The following is a 23,892-nucleotide window of genomic DNA, read 5'->3' on the forward strand; positions in this document are numbered from 1 at the left end:
TTGGATACTTTTCTTTGGACAAGCAAAGAAAAGTATCTCGGCTGTCGGGCCGAAACCCGACATTAAATCAGCTTCACGTTAGCGAAACACAAAATAAATTTGCTTTCAATCCGCGTGGGCACAAACACCGTGCCCACCCAGGCTGTTGGTTTGGCGGAACCGCTAACGCGTTCCGCCTTACGGGTTACCCGATTAACTTAGCGCTTCACTGCACTGACAAGCGATGCAAAAAACGCCGGCACCATAAAGAGCAGACCCGGTGCCGCGAAAAGAAGCGCGAAGAACCAATGCCAGTCCCAGATGTTCTTGGCGAAAAGGAATGCGCCAAGAACTATTGGAATGGTGAATCGGAAAAAAATTGCAGCAACCGCTGCCGCACACCCCCAGCCCCAGCCAAACGAATCCTCGATTCCGGCCCAGCCAGCGCCAAGCTGCAGGATGCCGAAACCAAATAAGAGGATTGCGAACCCGCAACCGAATGTGCTCTCAAGCTTCTCCCCCATGTTGGTTCCCCTTGTTGAGTCGTAACACTTTATGGCCATACCAAGCCACAACCCCAATCGTCACGACATTGACGATAGACCAAATCTCCCGATTGGCATGCACGGGAAAGATTGGGTTGTAGATACCAGCGATCACTCCCCAGCACCAAGCCCACTCCTCGCACTCATTGCGGTATGACGTGAGTGCAAGCCGCGCGCATGACGCACAGACAACCCAGCGCATTACGGAGTAGTAGCCATACGGTAGTGACGGAATGAGGGCCACAACAACCGCGATACCAACAACCCATAGGATGCCGTTTGTGCGCATGCCGTGATTCCTACGTTCAGGTCAAAGGCGTTGCGCGGCATTATCGCGCAGCGTCCCATGGACCGCAGGGTTGGGTGTCGGCGTCAAAGAGCACCTTCCTGATCTGCCAAATACATGACTCTCGCAATCTTTTTCAATTCGGCCAAATATGCCGATTCGAAGATGGGAATGTATGAGGCAACGGAGAGTTGGAGTGGCAAACTGGTAGAGATACCTACAGGGGATTTAACGGTGGGCGAACCACTCTGGAAGGATGAAATCAGGAAGTTGGCAAATTTCTCCTCTGGGGGAACGTCTTTGTATTTTTCATCGTATGAATAAGCCATGCTGCGTTTTAGGAGTAGCTCCGTTGGCAAGTCGAAGTTCGTTTTGCTTTCCAGTAGCGAACTAGTGATATTGGCGGAAACCTTCAAGCACTCGAAATACGCGTCATCCTCGGGTTCTTCATCATCAGCGTTGAGGATCTCGCGCATCAACCAGTAGTGGCAGAACGCGGCGGCCTCGAAAGTAACTGCGTCATAAGCGAATGGACTGTTGGTGCCCCTAGTCTTTGCCAGAGATGTCAGCATTTCGCGCAACCCAGTTGAGAACCGATGAGCGAGGTATAGAACCCAGGTCGATAGGGCAGCAGGAAGACGGAGACTCTCATCTTTCACAGATCGGTAGGTTGCTTGGGACTGCTCCGGCGTTACTAAACTTACAAACGCTTCAAGTGGCGTTTGCACCGCGTGTTTCTGGAATAGCTTGGAGAAGATGCCCATCTAAGTAGCCCTGTGGATTTAAGACGCCTAACTATTGATCATCAGGCAAATCCGCCCGTATAAGCCAATATTAACCGCCTTTTCAGGCAATCCTGCCTGCGCATTAATTTGCCGCCGACTCTATCAGGTAGGCACTCTATGTCAAGCGAGATTCCCGTAGCCACAAGCACCCAACGAATACCCAACCCATCAATCGTCCTCACGTCTCCCGTCTCTTCCGTTTATTGAGCAACACACCCGCGCCCAGCAATCCCGCCAGCCCAGCCCATAACAATCCCGGCATCAGATAGAAATGGGTCTGATAGAAAGTGGCGGGCGGTTCGGCCACGAAGGGTACGTGATAAGACTCGGCCCAGCGGGTATGAAAGGGCGAAAACGCCAACACGTCGCCGTTGGCCAGCGACACGGTGGAAATGCCGGTATTGGTGACCCGCAACACCGGACGGCGGAATTCGATGCCGCGCGCCAAGGTCATGTACAGGTGCTGGTAGGGTTCCTGCCAGGTGCCGTACCAGGAATCGTTGGTGACGTTGACGATGAATTGCGCGCCCAAGTCGGCCAGGCCCTTGGAAAACTCCGGAAACAAACTTTCGTAACAGACTTGCGGCCCCATTTTGAAGCCGTTCATCTCCAGCAGTACCGTCGGCCCCGGCCCGCGGCCGAACTGGCCGACCATCGGCAACAGTTGTTTCAGCCAGGGGAAGGTTTCCGCGCCGGGCAGGTATTCGCCCAGCGCCAGCAGAATGGTTTTGCTGTAGTGCGGCTCCAGCACCTTGCCGGTCTGATCGACCGCGAACAGCGAATTGGTGATGTCGCCGTTGCGGTCCCGGCCGTAGGCGCCGGTCAGCAGCGGCAATTGGCGGTTGCGCAGGTATTCGCTCAGCAATGCGGCGTAAGGCGATTGGTTGAATTCGCCGCCGAGCAGCGACGGGAACGCGGTTTCCGACCACATCGCAAAATGCACGTTTGGCGATTTTTCCAGGCCAAGGTCGGTGGCTCGGAAATATTCGGTCAGGATTTCGGCCCGGTAACCCTTGCCGCCCTCCATCGCCCGCTTTTGGCCGTTGTCGATATTGGCTTGCACCAGCAACACGTCCAACGCGGCGTCCGGCTCCGGCAAGCGCTGTTTCAGCCACAGGCCACCGCCGTTGGCGCCGGCGAAGGCCAGCAAAAAAACCAGCAAGGCCAGTTTGCCGGCCCGTTGCCGGCGGCGCTGCCAGACGAACAGCAGCCACAGATTGGCGAGTATCGTCAGCATGCTGAGGCCGGCGAAGCCGACGAACTCGGCCCACTGGTAAAGCGGCAGGCCGGCGCCGTACCAGCTATAGCCGAAATTCCATTTGAACAGCATCGGCACGTACAACTCGGCCAGGGCGGTGGTTACCGCCATCAGTCCGTAGGACAGCCCGGCGCGGCCAGCCGCGAACCGGCGCAGCCCAAACCAGGCAATTCCGGCAAGCGGCGCGAACACATGGCCGAACATCGCGAAAATCAGCATGCCGATCCCGGCGACCAACCAATTCACCTGGGCGAATTCGTGCAGCGTATACGTCACCCAATTGAAGCCGATCAGGGTGTAGACGGTGCTGGTCAGCACACCGCCGTAAACGACCGGCTTCAACGCGGTTTGCCGCTGCCAGAACAGCCACAACGGCACGAAGCCGAACAGCGAGGCCCAGGGCGGAAACGGAATGTAACTGGTGCCGATGAATAGGCCGGACAGAACCGGCAGCCACCACTCGGAAAGGTTGCGCGCCCGGTCCGCCGGCGCCGTCGAAATGCTTGTCATGAGTCGTTGTTCCGGCCCGGCCGGATTCGGTTGAGGAAAGAGGATGGTCCGGCGCCGGCTTATTCCGGCAAGACCTCGAGCACACCCGGCCGGGCCGGGCCGAACAGCGCCGCCGGTTGGCCATTTTGCCAGAAGGCTTGCTGGTCGCGGTAATGGGCCGATAGAAAATGGCCGGACTGACCGCCCGGCATTTGCAGAATCGCGTCTTCCGGATGCGCAGGCGACAGCACCAGACGTTCGCTGGCGCCGTGGGCGTTGTCCATGACCCGCACGCAAACGCTGGCGCAACCTGGGCTGGCGAAGGCGGGCAGATTCAATACGGCGGCCAGTTGCGGCATCGCTTTGGTGAACGGGTGTTGCAGGCCGATGGCGTGGGCTTCGCCCCAAGTCAGCCGATCCGGCTCGGTCCGCGGATATTGTTGCCGCAGTGCCCGCACGGTTTCGCGCAGGGTATCGGAGATCATCGCCGACCAATCGTCGCGGTAGGACTCGGCCAGCAAGCCTGGCGGGCGTTCGGTCAGCAGTTGGCGTAGCGGGGTTTCCATGGCCCGCCAGGCATAACGAAACTCCGGATCGTAAACCCGGCAAGCCGCGACGATCTTGGCGAACACGGTTTCCGCCAGGCGTTTGCGAAATTCGTTGACCACGGCTGCGCCGACGCTATCGGCGTTCATGCGGCCGTCCCAGGCCTGCAACGCGCGTTCGGCGCTTTGCAAATCGCCGTCCTTGTTGGATAGGTTTCGCAGTTCGTCCAGCGCCAGTTGCTGGTAAAAGTCCAGCGCGCCGGCCCGGCTATCGAGCTGAATCGCCAACATGGCCGATTCGTCGATCTTGTCCTTGCCGCGCAATAATTCGGCGATCCGAAACGCGCGGTAGCCCAGGGCCCAGTTGTGGCCGATCACGTACGGATAGTCGGCGCCCAGCGTGCGATTGTTGGCGGTGGCGATAAAGCCCTCGGCCGGGTCCACCAATCTCGGCAATTGCTCCGGCGGGATGAAGCCTTGCCAGCCGATGTCGCCGTCCGCCCAGGAACGGCTAATCAAGCCGTCGAAGCCGCTCCGTTTTGGGAAACGGCCCATGTAGGTCCAGCCGATGCGCCCGTCCCGGTCGGCAACGACCACGTTTTGCGGCGGACCGGCGGCTTGATTGATCAGCGTCAATGCCTGATCGACGTTGGCGGCGCCGTCCAGATCGAGCAAGCCCAAATCGACGCCGTAGCGTTCCAGCGCGGTCCATTTGATCGCGACCGGCTTACCCAGCAAGGGCTGGTCGGATACCGGTCCCCAAATCGTGTCGCGCAATTCGATGTCGACGTCCGGCTGGCCTTTGACCTTGATGGTTTCGCGCCGGCTGGCGAAGGGTTGCCAACCTTGCGGGGTGCGGTAGGCGCCGGGATGGTCGGCGTCGGTTTCCAAGCTCACCAAGTCGAACAGGTCGGCGGTGACGTTGGTAAAACCCCAGGCTACCCGACCGTTGCCGCCGACGATGACGCCCGGTACGCCGGGCAGCGTAACGCCGGCGACCTGCCGGTCCCGGTATTGCAACTCGGCGCGGTACCAGATGTTGGGCAGGCCCAGCGCCAAGTGCATGTCATTGGCGACGATGGCCCGGCCGTCGGCGGTCTTGCGCCCGGATACCGCCCAATTGTTGGAACCGGCGACCGCGTTGTCGGCATCGACGCGGTTGACCGCCAGTTGCCGGCCGGCTTCCGGCAATGCCGCCAGCGCATCGCGGGGCAGGTTTGGACTGTAGCGGCGCGGTCGGTCGCCGCCGGTCAGTACGGTCGCGTAGGGATCGGTGTCGGGGGTTAGGAAGGTCAGCAAATCGGCCGGCAACGCCTTGGCCATCACGCTGGCCATGCGCTCGTCCTGCTCGTAGCCGTTCAGAGTTTGGAACATCGCCAACACCACCAGCAGGCTGTCTTCCGGCCGCCACGGCTCAGGGCGCAAGTGCAGCGCCAGAAATTCCGGCGCCAATATCGTGGTTCGAGTCAGATACGCGTTGACGCCGGCGGCGTAAGCCTGCAAAGCCGAACGCTGGGTTTCCGGCATATCCGCAAAGATTTGCCCGGCGACCCGCTCGAAACCGAAAATCCGCTGCTTGCGGTCCAGGGCCAGCGCCGAATCGCCGAACAACTCGGCCAGGCGGCCGGCGCTCTTGCGCCGCATCAATTCCATTTGAAACAACCGGTCGCGGGCGTGCAGAAAGCCCAGCACCCGAAAGGCGTCGTCCCGATTCCGCGCCGCGATCGTCGGAATCGCCAAGTCGTCGCTCCGCACCGTCGCTTCCGCCGACAAGCCCGACAAACGGATCTCGCCGTCTTGGTTCGGCAACGATGCCGCGAGCAGTCCGTAAACTACGGCGGCGATCGCGAGAATCAGTCCGAATATCGAAAAACCGGCGGTTTTCATGGCGGCAATTGGTTCGCTGTTGAATGGATGGAACGGATCGAAGCCTCGCGCCGGACCTCGACGATCGGGATTGCGGATAGGCTTGGGCTAGCCTTCACGCGGGATCGCCGGCACTATCCGGCGCTTTCAAGCGCTCGCTTCGGACGAAAATCCAAACCATTCGTCCAACACCTGGTGTACGTCGTCGATGCCGGTTTTATTCAAGGCCGAAAACAATTGCAGGCTGACGACGATTTCGGCCCGGCTCAAATCGCGCTGCACTTGCAACAACGTGGTTTTGGCGGCGCCGAATTTCAATTTGTCGGCTTTGGTCAGCAGGATGTGCAGCGGCAACTTGCTGACCTCGCACCATTCGACCATTTGCCAATCGAAATCGGTTAGCGGATGGCGAATGTCCATCACCAACACGATGCCGGATAGCGCTTTGCGATTCTTCAGATAGGTTTCCATCATTTGCTGCCATTCCCGTTTCATCGCCTCCGGCACCTTGGCGTAGCCGTAGCCGGGCAAATCGACCAACTTGCGGTCGTCGTCGATGCGAAAGAAATTCAACAGTTGGGTGCGGCCGGGGGTTTTACTGACCCTGGCCAACGCATTTTGCTGCACCAGCGTATTGATCGCGCTGGATTTGCCGGCATTGGAACGGCCGGCAAAGGCGATTTCCATCCCTTGATCCGGCGGCGCATCTTGCAATCTCGGCGCGCTGGCGACGAATGAGGCCTGATGATAAAGGGGGTTCATGACGATCTCGCTTAGTCAAATTAAATCGGTTAGAATCCCGGCATTATAACGTCTATAGGCAAGTGTCCATTTGCTTATGTCGATCCATCATCCTGAACAGGGGCTTCAAATAATGATAAAAAAACTGCTGACTGTTTCCGTCACCCTGGCGCTGGCCTTTACCGGCCACGCGTACGCGCAGGGGAATAGCGCGGGCAAAACCAAGGCTGCGGCTTGCGCCGGTTGCCACGGCGAAGACGGCAACAGCATGATGCCTAGCTTTCCCAAACTGGCCGGCCAACACCAAAATTATCTGGCCAAACAGTTGCAAGCGTTTAAATCCGGCACCCGCAATTCGCCGATGATGGCGCCGTTGGCGGCCGGCCTGGACGAACAAGCGATACAAGAAATCGCCACCTATTATTCGGCTAACCGCATCGCCGGCAACCCGGCTCCGAAACTACCGGACAATGACGACGACGAGGCGCCCGCCAAAACCGACGAACAGAAAAAGGCCGAATTGACCGCGCTGATCGCTCAAGGCAGCGACCTGTACCGTAACGGCGACTTGAGCCGCGAGGTTTCCGCTTGCGTGGCCTGCCACGGCCCCTTCGGCGAAGGCAACAAACCGGCCGCGTTCCCAGCCCTGCACTCTCAGCATGCCGATTATTTGATCAAATCGCTGACCGACTTTAAATCCGGTGCGCGTAGCAACAACCCGGAAAACATGATGCACATGATTGCCGGGAAAATGACCGATCAGCAAATCCAGGCCGTTGCGTACTACATCTCCACGATGAAGTAGCCTAATCCGCCGCCGGCCTTTTCGGACCGGCGGCGCCATCTGTCGCTGTTTCGCCAAACAAGCCGGTTGAATCGGCTCACCGCCTCCCTCCGCATTGTCGGCCCGCAACGGGCGACATCCGACCTCCTCCTAAAACAGCCGGATGCGGAGCTTGCCGAATCGGCGTCCAGCGTAACGCCAACCGTCGCGCCAACCCGTCTTCATCCGCCCGGATTTTGCGTTTTTCGTAGTGCCCGCTATAGTGTCGGCACTTTATCGGGACAGCCGAGTCTAAACCGACAATGCCGGATTCGGCGGCCATGTATCCTGTTCCATTCATGTCGACCGGGATAACGTTTTTGTTGGGATTTCATTCTTACGGAGAACTATAGATGTTGAAAAAAATCGCGATATTAGGCCTGTTCTGCTTCACCGCGCTGGCGCGCGCGGAAGGCGGCTACGAAACCTTGACCCCCGCTCAGCCGGTGCAAAATCCGGAGAAAGTCGAAGTCATCGAATTCTTTTGGTACGGCTGCCCGCATTGCTACAGCTTGGAACCGTCGATGGCGGAATGGTTGAAAACCAAGCCGGCCAACGTCGAGTTCATCCGCCAACCCGCGGTTTTTAGCGACATCTGGGGCAAGCACGCCAAGGCATATTTTACGGCGGAGGCCCTCGGCGTCCTTGAAAAGGTCCACGCCGACTTTTTCGACACCATTCAGAACAAAAAACAAAAACTGATCAGCGAAGACGAACTGGCTAAATTCTTCGCCGAACACGGTGTCAAGGACGAAGATTTTCGCAATGCTTACAATTCTTTCCTGGTGGACGCCAAATTGCGTCAGGCCGAAGCGATGGGGCCGCGCTACGGCATCACCGGCGTACCGGCCTTGATTATTAACGGCAAATATAAAGTGACCGGGCAATCCGCCAAATCCCAAGCCAATATGATTAGCGTGACCAACGAACTGATCGCGCAAGAATCCCAAAAGAAATAACCAGCCCCAGCGCGTTTTTCGGCCGGGCCAAGGTCCGGCCGCCGCGCGACTTATATTGAATAGTCTATAATTCTCCGTCGGCGAATTGTAAATTTTGGGGCATGTTTCATGGTTTTTTTCAGGAACAAGGATGACGGGCAGGAACAGTGGAAGGAAAAGTACTTCCACCTGCTTGAAGACCAGGAAAAAACCGAAAAACAGTACAAGGCCAACGAAGATCTGCTTTGTAAAACCATCGTCCGTTTCGCGTTGGCGGTTAAGGGTCTCAATCGCCAATTGGACCCCCACTTAAACCGGATACGCAACCTACTGAAAAATGGCTTGCAAAGCCAGTTGCTGCAAAAGGAACTGACCGCGTTCTCCAGTGCCTTGATCATGCTGGAAGACGATGGCGCCAATCATCCGCTCGATTCCACATTGCTGTTCGAATTTCTGGGCAAGCTGTATCCGCAATGGCCAGACCAGTTCGAAGATATACAGCAACGCTACCAAAACCGGCAATTCGCCAATAATCAAGCGCTGTACATGGCGCTGCTGGAGTTGATCGACCAGGACAAATCGGCCAACAGTATCGATTTGGCGCTGGATTTCGCCGAGATCGACAAGAAGGCCATCAATCTGCAGTTAATGAGACTGCTTGAAAGCATCGATATTCCAACCCAATTCGCCGAGAAATCGGCGCAACTCAAGCACCGTCTGAACGAAAACCAGTCATTGGGACCCATTTTCGACGACACCGTGGCGTTATTGCTCACCATCAAAAAATACATGGAAGCCGAGCAATTGGAAATGGCGGCGTTTCTGTCGAAATTGACCGAACAATTGACCGAGCTGGGCATCAAGGCCATCGGCGTCAATCTGGCTAACGAATCTTCGGCCAAAAAACGTAACCTGCTGGATCGCACGGTCTCGGATCAACTGGTGGATTTGCAAACGCAATCGGCCAACGCCACCCAGCTCGAACCCCTCAAACAGTTGATCAATAGCCGCTTGCAGACCATTAGCCAACAAATCCAAGCTCACAATCAACTGGAACAGCAGGAACGCGAAAAAGTCGACCGCGAATTGCGCGTGTTAACGGAAAAATTGAAAGACATGGAAGCGGAATCCGGCGAATTGCGGGAACGCTTGGACCAAGCGCAACACCGCGCCACGCGGGATCCGTTGACCGGTTTGGCAAACCGGCTTGCGTTCGAAGAACGGATTGACCTCGAAATCGCGCGTTATCGCCGCACTCTTCAGGCGTTCTCGTTGATCGTCTGGGACGTGGACTTTTTCAAGGCCATCAACGACACCTACGGCCACAAATCCGGCGATAAGGCCTTGGTAGCCATCGCCAAACTGTTATCCAAACACTGTCGGCAAAGCGACTTCGTTGCCCGCTTCGGCGGCGAGGAATTCGTGATGCTGTTGCCGGACACCGATGCCCAAGCGGCATTGTCGGTCGCCGAAAAATTGCGGGCCATCGTCGGCAACAGCGGCTTCGTAGCGAACGGTAACCGTTTGGCGATCACGATTTCCGGAGGCATCAGTCAATTTGCCGCCAACGACACCCAAGAAACCATCTTCGACAGGGCCGATAAAGGTTTATATCAAGCCAAACAGAACGGCCGAAATCGTTGCATAGTCGCATAATCGGGATTTATTAAATGGAAGTCATGTCCCCGTACGCCAAACCGGCCGACATCGAAAAGTTTTTGTACAAATTGGTGTTGCAACTGCTGATATTTAGCCAGGGCAGCCACAAATTATTGGAACCCCATTTGGTGACGATAGGCGGCAAGCTCAGAAACGGCGCCAATTTGAACGATTTGGTCGGCGACTTACACTCGGTTTCCAAAACCCTGCTACATATTTCCAAAACCAAACAGGACGTCAAACCGGAAACGCAAACCTACCCAGCCGCCCAGGACGATTATCTATTAAACCGCCTGGACGAACTGCTCGCCGAATCCGAAGTACCGCTACGCTTCCAGCAACATACCACGTCATTGCGGCAACGCATTCGAGAACGCGACGGCGAACAATCCTATCGAAAAGTCATCGATTCGGCCTTCAGCCTGTTGTTGAACGTTCGGGATTTTACCGTCTCCGAACAATCCGGCGTTGATGCGTTCTTATCCGATTTGAGCAATCAATTGATCGAGATCGAGCAACAAGCTGAAATCGCCAGCGAAGCAAATCGACTGTCGATCGATAGTCGCGACTCGTTGAATCATTCGATACAACGCCAAGTTCACGATTTTCAGGATACGATGCGTTCTGTCGACGAATTGAGCAGCGTCAAAAGCAAGACCGGCGAACATCTGGATAGGCTGTTACTACAACTGTTGGAACACAAACAGCAAGAAGATGCCAGACAACAAGAAGCCCAGCTGAAGATTGAGACGATGGCACTCAAGCTGATGGAACTGGAATCGGAAACCGAATCGCTGCGGACCAAACTGAAAATTGAACACGACCGCGCCTTGGGCGATCCGTTGACCGGGCTACCGAACCGCGCCGCCTACAATAACCGGGCCGAAATGGAGCAAAACCGGTGGCGCCGCTATCGTTCGCCGTTGTCTCTGGTGATTTGGGATATCGATTATTTCAAGCGCATCAACGATACTTACGGACACAAAGCCGGCGACAAAACCCTGACCCTGGTTGGTCAATTGCTGGCTAACAATTGTCGCGAAACCGATTTCGTGGCGCGCTATGGCGGCGAAGAGTTCGTGATGTTGATGCCCAACACCAGCGCGCTGCAAGCACTGGAAGTCGCCGAGCATTTGCGGAAAATGATTCAAGGATGCGGCTTTAATTCCAACGGCGAGCAAATCGATCTGACGTTAAGCTGCGGTATTAGCGCATTCGACAACGACGATACGCACGACGATGTCTTTGTCCGAGCCGACAAGGCCTTGTACCATTCAAAACGCTTGGGCCGCAACCGATGCACGGTGTATGCGGCCGAGATTGACAACTAACCGAATCGACTTGTTTGTTTCGACAAAACGGCTAAATTCGGTGGCAATAACGATTACGCGTAACTTACCGTTCTCGTAAACTTTTGAAATAGAGCCACCGGCTCCAAGCAACGATCGAAAATACCGATTGCCTCGTCACAGGAAATGACTTCCTGCTGACTATCCAGGATAAAATTCGCCAAACTTAATATACATTGCCAATGGCAGGAGTTTTCGACGAAACGGAAAGCCTGTTCCAGCAATTCCTGCATTTTTTCTTCGCGCTGAGCTTTGGAAGCGATGAAACATTCCAAATACCCTTCGGCTTTTTCCAAGTCGCTGTAACCGCCGTAATTATGTAGGGCTTCAAAACTCATTAGACCCAGGTTGAAAACCTCGTCGTCTCGAATAGCCACATATTTAGCTTCGGCCAAAGGCCCGACCAATAAGTTGACGACATCGGCTTCGTAAGCCCTTTGACAACTATGCTGATAGGGTTCGTCGGAAAATGTGGCGAAACTTTCCAGCACCGCTATCGGCAAATTTTGAATTAAATTGCCATCGACGACTTTGGCGGTAAAGTATCGACTATCGAGGCTGGGACGTTTAAGTTGGATTTCGAAAAATACTGGGGGTAATTGTTTTTGGCGGTTGCCTAAATGTATCGCAGCGGCATGCCCCGCTTCATGGAAAGCCGTCCGCCGATTTAACTCGTTGGGATGAACAAACGCGGACTTAGTAGAGCAAAAGTTCCGTTCCATAAGTAACCTCGTCCAAAAAAAGATGCGGCACAGAGGCCGCATTGAGGAAGGATATTAAACTCTTTACCCTTTAGGAGAGGGAGCGCATACAAGAGTTGCACATAGTTTATTGGCATCCGCTCGATTTGAAAATGTGACAAATTGCCGCGCGGCAAACTGTCACTCAATCCGCGACAAAAGAAACTCAAGCATGGAGCCGCGCCGGAATCAATTTCGTTCCGCGCTGTTACGATTAGTCCAGAACGGCAACGACAACGTCACCAAGCAACCCAACCAACTCAAGAGTTGCCAGTTATATAAGGTATATTCCAGCGCCACAGGTAAACCGGCGGACAATCCAGGATGGGCCTGGATAAAATCTCGGCCGCCCAAGAAGGCCATAGCTTCTCCGAAGACCATCGCCAAACAGGCTAACGTCAGGAAATACGCAATCAGCGGATCGCGCCGACGACCTAAATTCCAACCGATTAATTGATCGAAAGACAACAGCTGACCATTGATCTTCCCGTGCGCCAGCCACTGACAAGCCATCAAGCCCAGGATACCGAGCGCGGGTATTGCAAACTGTTCGATTGGAAAACTCAAATATCGGCCGTGAAAAGCCAAACCGTATGTTTTATAGAACGCCAAACCGATAAACAGCATATACGCGGTGCGCAAGATATTGGCCATTCCGAAATCGCCGGCTTTATCGCGTAAAATCGCCGAACAACGATGTAACAACGCGGCCGCCAAACCGGTATTGGCAAGCGTGATAACCACGGTATAGGCGCGTTGCCAAACGCTATAACTGGTATACCAAAGAAAATCAGCCAAACCCACCAAACAGGCGGCAAACACTTGGGCCAACGCCAAAAACAAAATCAAGCGACTAATAGGCAACGTCGCCAGTGAATTTCGAAAAAGCCCAGCCGCCAACAGCAGCAATAACGAGGCGAGCGCATAAGTAATCGGCCAATCCGGGTTTTCGTAAACCGGTCCGGTCAACGGAAACACCGGCTCCCTATCGACCGACAACAAACCCCAATTGGCGCCGACCACGCCTTCCAGCTCGCTTTTCCAGGGTTGGTTGAAGGCTTCCACGATGTTGTAGTCGAAGCCGTGCCGATTGGCGACCTGTATCATGCCGCGAATGAACTTGGCTTCGTTGACCACGCCGGGTACCGCCATGCCCCGTTGCCGCCCGGCGCTGGGCCAGCCCGACTCGCCAATTAATATCGGCTTGCCCGGTGCCACGCCGCGCGCTTCGTTTTCGACTTGGCGAACGATCTTTTCCAAATGCTGGGAGGCGTTATCGACCGAAATCGGCTCGTCCTCCCAATAGGGCAAAATATGGATGGTGATGAAATCCACCTCGGCGAACAACTTGGGATGCTTCATATACATCGACCACACATCGGCGTAAGACACCGGTTGCTTGACCGCCCGCTTCACCTCGCGGATGTAGCCGATCAGCCGATCCACGTCCAACTCGCCGCGCAGCAGCACCTCGTTACCGACAATCACCCGTTTCACCACATCCGGATTGGCGTTGGCGGATTGGATCAAAGCATCGACTTCCTTGCGGTTATCCTTATAACCTCCGCCTATCCAGGCGCCTTGTATCATTTTCAAGCCGGATTTGCGGGCCAAATCCGGCGTCGGCTGCAAACCGCCCAGACTCGAATAGGTGCGGATGGTTTCGGTCTTATCGGCCACCACCTGCAAATCTTCTTCGACGTGTTCGGCGAGCGGATAAATCTCCTCGAGTGGACTATAGCCCTCGCGGAATGGCGCGAACGACAAACTGCGCAGTTTGCCGGAAGGCACGTCGATACCCGCGTCTTGCGGGCGATTGGACAACCAGTCGTAACCGCCGTGAACGGCAAGTATCAACAATAGGAACAGCAGGATTCTGGAGCTGGGCATGATAGCGATGAAATCAGTGAAGAAGGCCGGATCGGCTAGTAATTTGCTAGCGTCGTGGAATTATAAAGGGCATTGTTTGGTTTGCGAAAACCGCATCTATCCAAGCGGCTCCGGTAATAAAGAATTGCTGTACTTTGCCTATGGGTTCTGGTTACAGTATCGCGCTTTTCTAATGTTCTTGGCCGCCACCCGGGTGGCTAGATAGTCGTCTGCTTTATGAGGTTTTTCTATGCATAAAAAGGTTATCCCCATGCTGTGTGGGGCTCTGCTGCTGCCGTTGTCTCCGCTTGCCCTAGCGGTCGCCGACAAGCTGCCGAGCTCGACCAGCGTTAAATTGGGTGCGGCAGAGGAAGTTTGTTCGGAATTTACCGATGCCAAATGGCGTGACGCGCAAGTGATCGACGGTGTGGAAATACAAGAATCACGGATGTGTAACCCAGATAATCCCGCCGAGGTCGCGGCCTTCGTCAAAGGCACCAACAATATATCGATGGCGACGCTGATGGAAACACAGTTGGCCGCCGACGCGCTGACTGTCAGCAACGATATGGACGGCGACGGCGATCCCGACCATTACATCATCAAGCTGGAAATCGCCGAACTGAACGGCCATTCGCCCGACATGCGCGAACCGACCACCACTTTCGACATCGCGCCCGGCATTCAACCGACCTTCTGGGTATTCGCGCCGAAAACTCGCGACATGTCGACGCTGAGTCTTTACGAACCCATCGCCAACCCTTTGCTCAGAGCACCCTCGCCAACCATAAGGGTCGAGCAGGGCGACATTGTCTGGATCGTACTGGAAAACAATCATTACTTTCCGCACTCCATCCATTTGCACGGCATCGACCATCCCTACATGGATCATAGCGGCGAAGGCAACGACGGCGTCGGTCAAACCAGCCAAATGGACGTGCTGCCCGGCCAAAGCAAAACTTACGTGATCAAGCCGCGCCAACCCGGCACGATGTATTACCACTGCCACGTCCAGCCGCATGTCCACATTCCGATGGGCTTGCAAGGCATTTTCGTCGTCGAGGAAAACCGGCCGAACAACTGGGTGCAAGTTTTCAACGTCGGCAACGGCCAGGTTCGCCATCCTTCGGTCGCCGTCAAGGAAAAGTACGCGGCCGAATACGACTTACACTACCAGTCCGCCGACAAGGAATTGCACGAAATGGCTCGGTCGGCCAATGATCCGCGCCTATTGGCGCGCCGCTTGAATCAGGAATACGACATCACCGATGCCAAGCCGGATTACTTCATGCTGAACGGCCGCTCGTTTCCGTACACCTTGCGGGAATCGTTGATTCTGATGGAAGAAAACAAAAAGGTGAAACTGCGGGTTCTCAACGGTCATGAAGAAGCCTTCGCGCTGCACATACACGGCCACAAGCCGATGGTGACGCACTACGACGGCGTCGATAACGGCCCGTCTTCCTACATCAAACGCGACGTACACGGCATGGTGCCGGCGCAGCGTCTGGATTTGGAACTGAACGGCGTCGACGACGGCCTGAATAGCTTCGGTCAAGGCGTGTGGATGTTCCACGACCACGTCGAAAAATCGTTCACGACCAACGGCATGGGCGAGGGCGGCGACATCAGCTTGGTCGTCTACAAAGGGTTCATGGACGAACGGGGCATACCCAAAGTTCACGGCATGAGTCTGGCGCCTTATTTCACCAAGGAATTCTGGCAAGGCAAATTTCCGGCCTGGCAAGATTACGACGCCTGGAAAAGTTTAGGCTTGCCGGAAATCACCACTAAAAAGCAGGCCGCTTTCGTGCCGCCCCCGCCGGTAGCGCCGAAAACCGACGCAACGGCGCAACCGACCGGCTCGGACACGTCGTTCTTCGGTCAACTGTTTAACGGTATTCTGCTTGGCGGCTTGCTGTACGCGGCTTACATCAACCGCGAACGCATCCTGTCGATGTTCGCCAAAAAATAATGCTGCACGGCTCCGAGCGCCTCGCTCGGAGCCGCTCCCGCTTCAATAAACGTAAAACTGCCGCATCATCCCCAAATCCTCGTGCTCGAGGTTATGGCAGTGGTAAAGAAACAAGCCTTTATAATCCTGAAACGGTTTGGCGATTTCCACGACTTCTCCCGGCATCACCAGCACCGTATCTTTCCAACCGCTGTCGATAAATCCGTCCTTGACGCTGGCGTAGCCATCGGTATCGGCGGCATGTCGGGACAGAATCTGATATTGCTGGCCGTGTAGATGAATCGGATGGGCCATATTCATCATCGCTCCTCCCATTCCCCCCATATCATGCTCGGGGTTCGGGTCTGCGTCGCCTCCATGCCGCATACCGCCCATCATACCCATGCCGCCACGGTGACCGCCGCGGGAATGGTCGTGAAAAATCCGGATCTTCTTGATCGATCCCAACGGTACTTTCTCGGCTTCCACGACCCTGTCCATCGCAAACGACATGCCGTTCAATAGCGGCCGCATCGGCTGCATCGAAAGCGCGATCGGCAGCGGGCTATCGGCATTGTCGGTGTCGGCGGCGGTCAAGCGCCGGAACGGCACCAGTTTTTCCGGCAATTTCGGCGAATCGGAGACTTTTTCGGTAACTTCAAATACCGCGATTGGAAATTTAGCGCCTTGGTGTATACCGCCGTGCATCATGCCTCCGTGCCCCATCCGTTCGTACATCGCCGGCATCGCCCCGCTGTACGGCAGACTATATAGCGTCAATTTCGATCCGACCGCGCGGCCGCTGAAGTCCAGCCACAAATCGATACGCTCGCCCGGCGCCAACATCAGATAAGGCCGGGTTTCCGGCCGGGCCAGTAAACCGGCGTCGGTAGCGATGGCGGTCAGCGGCGTGCCGTCGTCCCAGCCCAGCTTATAAATTCGGGAATTGGACCCGTTCAAGGCCCTGAACCGATAGGCCCTGGATTTGACTTGAAACCCGGCGTTCGGCTTGCCGTTGACTAGAATCGTATCGCCGAGAAAGCCCATCATCCGTTGCGGCATGCCGTGTACATAACGGAGCTGGTTGCGGTTGTCGAAGCTTCGATCTTGTATCACCAGCGGTAGGTCGTAGTCTCCGTCCGGCAAATCCAGCTTGGCTTCCTCGACGTCCCGGACCACGATCAACCCCGACAATCCCCGATAGACCTGCTCGGCGGTCAGATTATGCGCGTGCGAGTGGTAAAAACTGGTGCCGGCCGGGTTACGTACTTCGAACTCGTACACATACTGCTCGCCCGGCGCTATCGTATACATCGGGTGGCCGTCGCTGCTTTGCGGAACATGCAAGCCGTGCCAATGTATGATTGTGGCCTCGCTAAGCTGATTGGTGAAATAAACCCGTACTTTCTGGCCCTGCTGGAGGTTCAAAATCGGCCCAAGGTAGTTGTTGGGCAATTGCACGAGGCTATTCGCCGGGCCCTTGCGCACAGTGCCGAAAAATTTCTGTACCGCCGTCGCCGGTCCTTGGTTCAATATCTCGACCCGAGCGAGCTTGGCCGTGAAGTCCAGCTCGACGTCCGGATGGAAACCGGCCGTCGGGGCATTTCGAAGCGTCTCGGCACTCACCCATCGCGGACAAGCCGCCCACGCACCGCCCAGGGCGGAATACTTTAAAAACCGGCGTCTGCCGGCGTCGATAGACATGGATGTACCCATGAGTTCCCCCCTTCCTCGTTGTGATTGGCTTAATCGATAAGCTCTCGTTATTGACGCCGACCATACTCTTTTTCCTACCCCTAAACAACGCCCTATTACGCCAACCGAGTCCCTTACCGCGAAAGGTCACAATCCGGATTTGGGTGTTAGAATGCTCGGCTGGGGGCGATCTCTAATCACCGGCCGCGCGGCAAAGCGCCCATCGCGGCGGTGCCGGAATCTAAGCAAAGAGGAAATTATGCGTAACTGGAAACTGTTACCCGCGTTCGTGGCGGCGACCTTGGTCGCCGTTGTCGTGTCATACGTCGCGTTTTACTTCGTGTTTCTCGATTTTTTTGTCGATTTGTGGTGGTTTCGTTCGCTGGAATTCGAACCCTATTTTTGGCTGAGATTACTTTATCGCTTCATCTTCTCCGGTGCCGTGACGGTATTCTTCTTCGCCGTCTTCATGTTCCATTTCTGGATCGCCTCCCGCTACCTGGGCCTAAATCCACCCGACGAGGTGCTGCTCGACGACGGCAAACGTAAGCGCTTCCAACGCTTCGCCGAGATCTTCATGAGCGGCTCGACCAAGATCTACACGCCGGTATCCCTGCTACTGGCGATCGCGATCGCCGTACCGTTCTATCTGCAATGGGAACAAGCCCTGCTGTTTTTTTTCGGCAACGCGTCGGGCGTCATCGATCCGGTTTACGGCAACGACGTCAGCTTTTACATGTTTGCCTACCCGATCTACATACTGATTCAGAAAGAGTTGCTGATCACCGCCACTCTAGTGTTGGCGGCCACCGGCGTGCTCTATTGGCTGGAGCACATCTTCGTTCCCAACCAGAGCAAGGAATTCCCGCTTGGCGCGAAAATCCATCTGGGCGCACTGTTCCTGTTCGTCGTTGCTTTCGTGATCTGGGGATATTTGCTGGAGCGTTTCTCGCTACTGTACGTGGACAGCAACGAACCGGTGTTTTTCGGCCCCGGCTTCGTTGAGTTGCACTATCAGCTGCCGCTGATCTGGCTGGAAATCTTCTTCGTGGTAGCGATCGCCGCGGCCGCGCTGTTCTACGTGTTTTCCGAACGCCATCGCAGCAAGGTGCCGGCGGTGCTGGCGACCTTGGGTTTACTGAGCGTGGGCGGATTGAAACACACGCATTCTATTCCCGAGATGATCGAGAAATTCATCGTCAAGCCCAATTTTACGCGTACCGAAAGCGAATCGATGTTGAGTAACATCGACGCCACGTTGGCGGCATACGACCTGAACAATATCAAAACTATCGATTTTCAGGTCAATCTGGACGCCACCAAGGACATCGAAGAGTGGTCGACCAAAAAACATTTCGAAAATATTCCGGTTTGGGACCGCGAATTTTTGATCGACAGTTACATGCAATTGCAAGGCATACGGCCGTATTACGTGTTTCCGACCGTTGACGAGGATCGATATTTCATCAACGGCCATCATCAACAAGTCAATCTGGCCGCACGCGAGGTCAATATCGAACGCCTGCCCAAGGAAGCGCAAAACTGGGAAAACAAACACTTGCGCTATACGCACGGTTATGGCGCGGTGATTTCGCCGGCCGCTCAAGATGCCGGCATCCCTATCGTTTGGTATTTGCGCGACCTGAACATGAGTTCCGAAGTTGGCTTCTCGGTCACGCACCCGGATATTTACTACGGTCAGGAAAAGTATCAATACGCGATCGTACCGAACAATTTAACGGTCAAGGACATTTCCAGCTCGCGCGACAGCAGCAACTACGAAGGCAAATCCGGCATCCCGATTCCATCGTATTTTCGGAAAATGTTGCTGGCGTTTTATTTGCGGGACGAAAAGATCTTTTTCTCGCCGAACATTTCCAACCAAAGCAAGGTGTTGATCCGCCGCAATATCGACGAGCGGATTACCGCGCTGACACCGTTCCTGCATCTGGATAAAGATCCCTATCTGGTCGTCGACAAAGACCGGCTCTATTGGATTCAGGACGCTTACACGCTATCCAATTACTATCCGGTCTCCAAGCCGGCCGCCGACGATTATTTGGACGGCAAGCATAAATTCAATTACATTCGCAATTCGGTGAAAATCGTTGTCGACGCCTATGACGGCGACGTCGATTACTACATCTCCGATCCCAAAGATCCGATTATCGCCGCCTATAATCGGGCATATCCAGGGCTATTCAAAAAGCTCAAGGATATGCCGGACCAACTGCTGCAACATTTGCGTTATCCGCGCGATCTGTACTACATGCAGATGAAGATCTACGCAAAGTATCATCAGCGCAGCCCGGAGCTTTTCTACGAGCAGGCCGAAACCTGGGAATACGCTAGCGTGGACGGCCAATCGGTGTTGCCTTATTTCATTACGATGGACTTCGACCGCTGTAACGACGAAGAAGAATTCGTCATGATCAATCCAATGACGCCGGTGCACAGAGACAATTTGAGCATGGTAGGCGTTGCCGGCACGATGGACCCGATCAATTGCGATCACAGCTACCAACCCGGCTTGACGATATTCAAGTTTCCCAAAGCGGTCCAGGTCAACGGTCCATCCCAGGTCAATGCGCTGATCGACCAAAATCCGGAAATCGCCGCCCAATTCACGCTATGGAACCAACAAGGCTCCGAAGTTCGGAAAGGCCGTATGGTGATATTGCCGATGGGCAATTCGATATTGTATGTGCAGCCGATTTATATGTTGGCGACCAAAACCCGGATACCGGAACTGGCCAGGGTCATCGTTTCGATCGGCAATCAAGTGGTAATGGATAAAACTCTGCTGGCGGCCTTCAGCCGAATGAAAGACTTGTTCGTCAAAGGTGCCAGCGGTTCGGCTTCCGGCACCTCGGGCGATGAACCGAAATAGCTTGCCGCCGGCGTTGGATCGGCGGTAGCGAAGATCGGTCAATGCAGCAACATAGAACAAAGCCGGTCTTCAAGTTCCATCCGCTCGGCTAGATGTTCGCCGAGTTTGGACAGGTCGCTGGCTAAATCGTCGGTCTTGAAATTGCGCCGACCGTCATCGTAGCGTTCGCTGAACGTCACCGCCGACTCGGTGGTATTCGAGTACACCGGATAAATCTTACCTGCGTAAGACAGCAATTCCGACGCACCTTCAGCGTCGCTCAATACGTGCTCGTAGATCCCAAAATGACCGAGCGACACGTAATCGATCAGCAGTTGCGAAAATTGGGATAGCATCGGCCTAACCTGACCAGCGTCGCTGAAAGGTTTCATTTCCGCGATTTGGCAATACAGGGACCAAAGCGCGCTACGTTCCTCGCGCAGGGCTTCAACCCAGTGCAGATGGGTGGATGTGGTTTCGGTCACTGACGAATGGGATGCGATCACGGTACGTCTCCTTTTCAAATTGACGAAGTCTAAATTTAAGTGAGTTATTAATAAGCTTCAACAATCTGTTAATTAATAAAGATAATTTTCTCGAAAAATGTGACCCACTCTGCACCTTACCGCTTTGTTTTTACCGCGCTCGCCTGCGAAGCCAAACCGCTGATCCGCGCCTGGAGTCTGAAAAAGACTTCCGACAGTTCGGCATTTTCGATGTACAGCGGCCCTGCCGGCACCGTGGTCGTCAGCGGTATCGGCAAAACGGCGATGGCCGGCGCGGTGGCGTATGCCTTAGCCCTGCGGCCGGTAACTAATCCGGTATTGCTTAATCTCGGCGTCGCCGGTCATCCGGAATATCCGATCGGCCACGTCTGTTTGGCCGACAAGGTCGTCGACGCCGACACCGGCCGCTGTTTCTTTCCGCAGTTGCCGTTCGACGTTCTCTGCCCGACCGCCAGCCTGATCACCTCGTCGAAACCGAACACGGCATACCTCCAAGACGCCTTATATGACATGGAAGCGTCGGCGTTTTACGAAACCGCCGTCCGCTTCGGCAGCAGCGAATTGATCCATTGCTTGAAAATCGTCTCCGACAACCCCGGTCGATCGATAGCGGCGATTAGCGAAATTCAAGTCGAAAGCTGGATAGGCACTCAAGTGCCGATGATCGAGAACGTACTCGGACAATTACAGGGCTTACGTCGGCAAATCGCCGTGGGTGGCGGAAACGATTGGTATGACGCTTGTCTGGCTCGTTGGCATTTCAGCGTCAGCAATGCCGGCAAACTGAAGAACCTGCTGGCTCGGTGGGACCTACTGACAAAACACGCCGAACCCGACTGGGACCCTTCTACGTTGAGAAGCGCCGCCGATGCGTTGAATTGGCTGGAAAATAAATTGGCGGAGATGCCGTTTTCGTTGCGCGAAACCGACGGGGGATAAAAAACAGGGTGCCGAAGGCACCCTGTTAAAAAACATTACAGCAATTTTTTCAGACCTTCGGTACCGGCTTTAGCTTTTGCCAAATGCTCTTTCGCTTCTTGCAGGTTCGCGGATTTCGCGGAAGTGATGGCTGCTTTCAGGTGACCCCTGACTTTGGAGTTTTCTCTGGAAACTTTGTCGTTGGCGTTGATTTCTTCTGAGAAATCAGCGGCTTTTTTGATCAGAGCCGCAACTTCGGCGTCTTCCGCGCCGTTGTTGATTGCAGCTTCGGCTGCACTGATGCGCTCGATCACGATGTTGACCGCGTCGATTGGCTTATAACTAACCCGGCCTTTGTCGGACTCGGCGCTGGCCGAAGTCGAAAAAGAACCCATCGCGACAGCCAAGGAGAAAGCGACAACAGCACTTTTGAAAATTTTCATGTAATAAACCTCACAGTTGTTTTTATTAAGAACATAGACCGGTTAATAGACCGCGTTAACCGCCATATGTCGGGCCGGGATAATAGCATAGATCATGCGGTTTGCGACCCGTTTATTACCCCTAAATGACCTCGAAAACGGCCATTTCCTTTAAAATACCAATGTTATTCGACGCTGACCAGCAAGCGGTCCAGCCAAGCCGTCGGCAACAGCCGTTTCAACCAGGCGAACACATAGGTCGGCAGCGTGACCGGATAACGGCTGCGCGGCTTTTCAGACTCCAACGCATGGCGGACTTTTTCGGCCACCGCCGTCGCCGGCAATGTAAACGGCGAAGCCGGACCTTGTTTTTGCAGTCGGGCTTCCATCGCCAGATAAGTGTCTCGATGCGCGCTGTGTTCCGGATCGATGTATTTTTGGTAAAGCGCGAAAGCGTTCTGCCGGAAATTGCTCTTGATCGGACCGGGCTCTATCAGCACGATGTGAATGCCGCTGCCGCGCAACTCCAATCTCAAGGTATCGGCCAAACCTTCCAACGCGTATTTGCTGGCGTTGTACGCGCCGCGAAATTTCATCGCCACAAAACCCAGCACCGAACTGTTGTAAATGATCCGGCCATGGCCTTGCTTGCGCATCAGCGGCAAGATCAGATTGGTCAATTCGTGAGTACCGAATAAATTGGTTTCGAACTGATGCCGCAACACCTCGCGGCTCAAATCCTCGACCGCGCCGGGCTGGCCAAACGCGCCGTTGTTGAACAAGGCGTCGATTCGACCGCCGGTCAGTTCTATCAAGGCCGCGACGGCCACCTGGATGCTGGCCGAATCGGCCAGATCCAGTTGCAGGCATTCGTATCCCTCCGACCGCAAGCGTTCGACATCTTCGGGTTTACGCGCCGAGCAGATTACCCGGTGACCGCGCTCGCGTAAGTAATAGGCGGTGCTGTAGCCGATACCCGACGAACAGCCGGTGATCAGCACGATTTTGCTGGAGGTCATGGTGGACTTAATTCCGATTCAGTGAAAGTAAAGGTCTTACCGCTGCTGCAATTGATCAAAAACACCAATTGTTCCAGCTTGCTCTTGGCGGTCAATTCGTCGGCTTCGACCCGTTGACACTCGCCGCTACTCAAGGCTTTTTGCGCGGCTAGCCGACGGAATTTCTCGACATCCGGCAATCGGCTTTCGAAGGGCTTGACCTGAGCCGGCAATTTTTCGGGATCGTAAGGCGGAATCGCAAACGCCGAAAACTGCAATGGATTCTGCTTGATCAGCGCCTGCGTCAATTCGGCTTGCGCCTTGGCGTCTTGCTTACGCTGGACGATCGCGTCCAGCTTGGCCTGTTGTTCGGCCTGTTCCTGCAAGGATTGCTGTTTCTTCCGTTCGGCTTCCTCGGCCTGCAAACGCTCGCTGGCGGTCAAATCAACCTTGCCGCCGGTGATGGTATTGACCTGCTCGGCCTTGTGTTCCTCGTTGCAGGGCGAGGATTGGTAATTGGTATGGCCGGAAGCATCGGTGCATTTATAAACGCCGGCCCAGCTCTCGGCGGCCAGACACAGGGTTAGAAGGCAGAAAAGTTTTCTCATTGTATTCCTGTCGGTTAAACGCTACTGTAAAACTATTACCCAGCTTACGC

General features: G+C 55.0%; 20 protein-coding genes. 7 read left to right on the forward strand and 13 right to left on the reverse strand.

The window, feature by feature from the left end; all coding sequences use genetic code 11:
* Nucleotides 1-197: 197 nt before the first annotated feature.
* The 6 genes from ACQE3D_RS24330 to yihA form a co-directional block, all read right to left on the reverse strand.
* Nucleotides 198-503 (reverse strand): hypothetical protein, encoded by a 306-nt coding sequence (locus ACQE3D_RS24330; protein WP_313730944.1) that lies wholly within the window; start codon nt 501-503, stop codon nt 198-200.
* Nucleotides 487-813: a DUF6804 family protein gene (locus ACQE3D_RS24335; protein WP_409521130.1), complete on the reverse strand. Its 327-nt coding sequence runs from the start codon at nt 811-813 to the stop codon at nt 487-489. Before ACQE3D_RS24335 ends, ACQE3D_RS24330 begins: the two co-directional genes overlap by 17 nt.
* 83 nt (nt 814-896) lie before the next feature.
* Entirely contained in the window at nt 897-1,574 is a 678-nt protein-coding gene (locus ACQE3D_RS24340) for a hypothetical protein (protein WP_313730942.1), read from the reverse strand.
* A gap of 199 nt (nt 1,575-1,773) precedes the next feature.
* A complete protein-coding gene (lnt, locus tag ACQE3D_RS24345) occupies nt 1,774-3,363 on the reverse strand; it encodes an apolipoprotein N-acyltransferase (RefSeq protein ID WP_313730940.1) in 1,590 nt (529 codons plus the stop codon).
* Nucleotides 3,364-3,422: 59 nt separating this feature from the next.
* Complete coding sequence (locus ACQE3D_RS24350; RefSeq protein ID WP_313730939.1) at nt 3,423-5,774, reverse strand: penicillin acylase family protein; 2,352 nt, start codon at nt 5,772-5,774, stop codon at nt 3,423-3,425.
* Between the two features lie 126 nt (nt 5,775-5,900).
* Nucleotides 5,901-6,515 (reverse strand): ribosome biogenesis GTP-binding protein YihA/YsxC, encoded by a 615-nt coding sequence (gene yihA / locus ACQE3D_RS24355; RefSeq protein ID WP_313730937.1) that lies wholly within the window; start codon nt 6,513-6,515, stop codon nt 5,901-5,903.
* Between the two features lie 112 nt (nt 6,516-6,627).
* On the opposite strand from yihA, the gene ACQE3D_RS24360 reads away from it, so the two are divergent.
* From ACQE3D_RS24360 to ACQE3D_RS24375, 4 genes are all read left to right on the forward strand, one after another.
* The gene (locus ACQE3D_RS24360; protein ID WP_064031452.1) at nt 6,628-7,299 is read left to right on the forward strand and encodes a c-type cytochrome; all 672 of its coding nucleotides are present in this window, start codon (nt 6,628-6,630) and stop codon (nt 7,297-7,299) included.
* A gap of 371 nt (nt 7,300-7,670) precedes the next feature.
* Entirely contained in the window at nt 7,671-8,276 is a 606-nt protein-coding gene (locus ACQE3D_RS24365) for a thiol:disulfide interchange protein DsbA/DsbL (RefSeq protein ID WP_064031453.1), read from the forward strand.
* Between the two features lie 108 nt (nt 8,277-8,384).
* A complete protein-coding gene (locus ACQE3D_RS24370) occupies nt 8,385-9,911 on the forward strand; it encodes a GGDEF domain-containing protein (RefSeq protein WP_313730935.1) in 1,527 nt (508 codons plus the stop codon).
* A 14-nt stretch (nt 9,912-9,925) separates the two neighbouring features.
* On the forward strand, nt 9,926-11,245 hold the full coding sequence (locus ACQE3D_RS24375) for a GGDEF domain-containing protein (RefSeq protein WP_313730934.1): 1,320 nt from the start codon (nt 9,926-9,928) through the stop codon (nt 11,243-11,245).
* A gap of 53 nt (nt 11,246-11,298) precedes the next feature.
* On the opposite strand, the gene ACQE3D_RS24380 is transcribed toward ACQE3D_RS24375, so the two are convergent.
* Both ACQE3D_RS24380 and ACQE3D_RS24385 read right to left on the reverse strand, forming a co-directional pair.
* Nucleotides 11,299-11,985, reverse strand: coding sequence for a hypothetical protein (locus ACQE3D_RS24380; RefSeq protein ID WP_064031456.1), 687 nt, complete (start codon nt 11,983-11,985; stop codon nt 11,299-11,301).
* Nucleotides 11,986-12,192: 207 nt separating this feature from the next.
* Nucleotides 12,193-13,893, reverse strand: a complete 1,701-nt coding sequence (locus ACQE3D_RS24385) for an exo-beta-1,3-glucanase (protein ID WP_313730933.1) — start codon at nt 13,891-13,893, stop codon at nt 12,193-12,195.
* Between the two features lie 229 nt (nt 13,894-14,122).
* On the opposite strand from ACQE3D_RS24385, the gene ACQE3D_RS24390 reads away from it, so the two are divergent.
* A complete protein-coding gene (locus tag ACQE3D_RS24390) occupies nt 14,123-15,847 on the forward strand; it encodes a multicopper oxidase domain-containing protein (RefSeq protein ID WP_064031459.1) in 1,725 nt (574 codons plus the stop codon).
* 42 nt (nt 15,848-15,889) lie between these two features.
* Here the strand turns inward: ACQE3D_RS24390 and ACQE3D_RS24395 are convergent, their stop codons facing one another.
* Nucleotides 15,890-17,530 (reverse strand): multicopper oxidase family protein, encoded by a 1,641-nt coding sequence (locus tag ACQE3D_RS24395; protein ID WP_313730931.1) that lies wholly within the window; start codon nt 17,528-17,530, stop codon nt 15,890-15,892.
* Between the two features lie 250 nt (nt 17,531-17,780).
* Between ACQE3D_RS24395 and ACQE3D_RS24400 the strand changes: the two genes are divergently transcribed.
* Nucleotides 17,781-20,411 (forward strand): UPF0182 family protein, encoded by a 2,631-nt coding sequence (locus ACQE3D_RS24400; protein WP_313730930.1) that lies wholly within the window; start codon nt 17,781-17,783, stop codon nt 20,409-20,411.
* A gap of 38 nt (nt 20,412-20,449) precedes the next feature.
* Here ACQE3D_RS24400 and ACQE3D_RS24405 read toward each other — a convergent pair whose 3' ends face one another.
* Nucleotides 20,450-20,896 carry an Rsd/AlgQ family anti-sigma factor gene (locus tag ACQE3D_RS24405; protein WP_254786882.1) on the reverse strand — a complete coding sequence of 149 codons (447 nt, stop codon included), beginning with the start codon at nt 20,894-20,896 and terminating at the stop codon, nt 20,450-20,452.
* A gap of 99 nt (nt 20,897-20,995) precedes the next feature.
* On the opposite strand from ACQE3D_RS24405, the gene ACQE3D_RS24410 reads away from it, so the two are divergent.
* Nucleotides 20,996-21,835, forward strand: a complete 840-nt coding sequence (locus ACQE3D_RS24410; RefSeq protein ID WP_313730929.1) for a hypothetical protein — start codon at nt 20,996-20,998, stop codon at nt 21,833-21,835.
* A gap of 35 nt (nt 21,836-21,870) precedes the next feature.
* Here the strand turns inward: ACQE3D_RS24410 and ACQE3D_RS24415 are convergent, their stop codons facing one another.
* The 3 genes from ACQE3D_RS24415 to ACQE3D_RS24425 all read right to left on the reverse strand — a co-directional run bounded on the left by ACQE3D_RS24415 (nt 21,871) and on the right by ACQE3D_RS24425 (nt 23,842).
* A complete protein-coding gene (locus ACQE3D_RS24415) occupies nt 21,871-22,257 on the reverse strand; it encodes a hypothetical protein (protein WP_064031462.1) in 387 nt (128 codons plus the stop codon).
* Nucleotides 22,258-22,421: 164 nt separating this feature from the next.
* Nucleotides 22,422-23,255, reverse strand: coding sequence for an SDR family oxidoreductase (locus ACQE3D_RS24420; RefSeq protein ID WP_064031463.1), 834 nt, complete (start codon nt 23,253-23,255; stop codon nt 22,422-22,424).
* The gene (locus tag ACQE3D_RS24425) at nt 23,252-23,842 is read right to left on the reverse strand and encodes a DUF4124 domain-containing protein (RefSeq protein WP_064031464.1); all 591 of its coding nucleotides are present in this window, start codon (nt 23,840-23,842) and stop codon (nt 23,252-23,254) included. Before ACQE3D_RS24425 ends, ACQE3D_RS24420 begins: the two co-directional genes overlap by 4 nt.
* Between the last annotated feature and the right edge of the window lie 50 nt (nt 23,843-23,892).

Source organism: Methylomonas sp. MS20, from assembly GCF_050275925.1.
Classification (GTDB): Bacteria; Pseudomonadota; Gammaproteobacteria; order Methylococcales; family Methylomonadaceae; genus Methylomonas; species Methylomonas koyamae_A.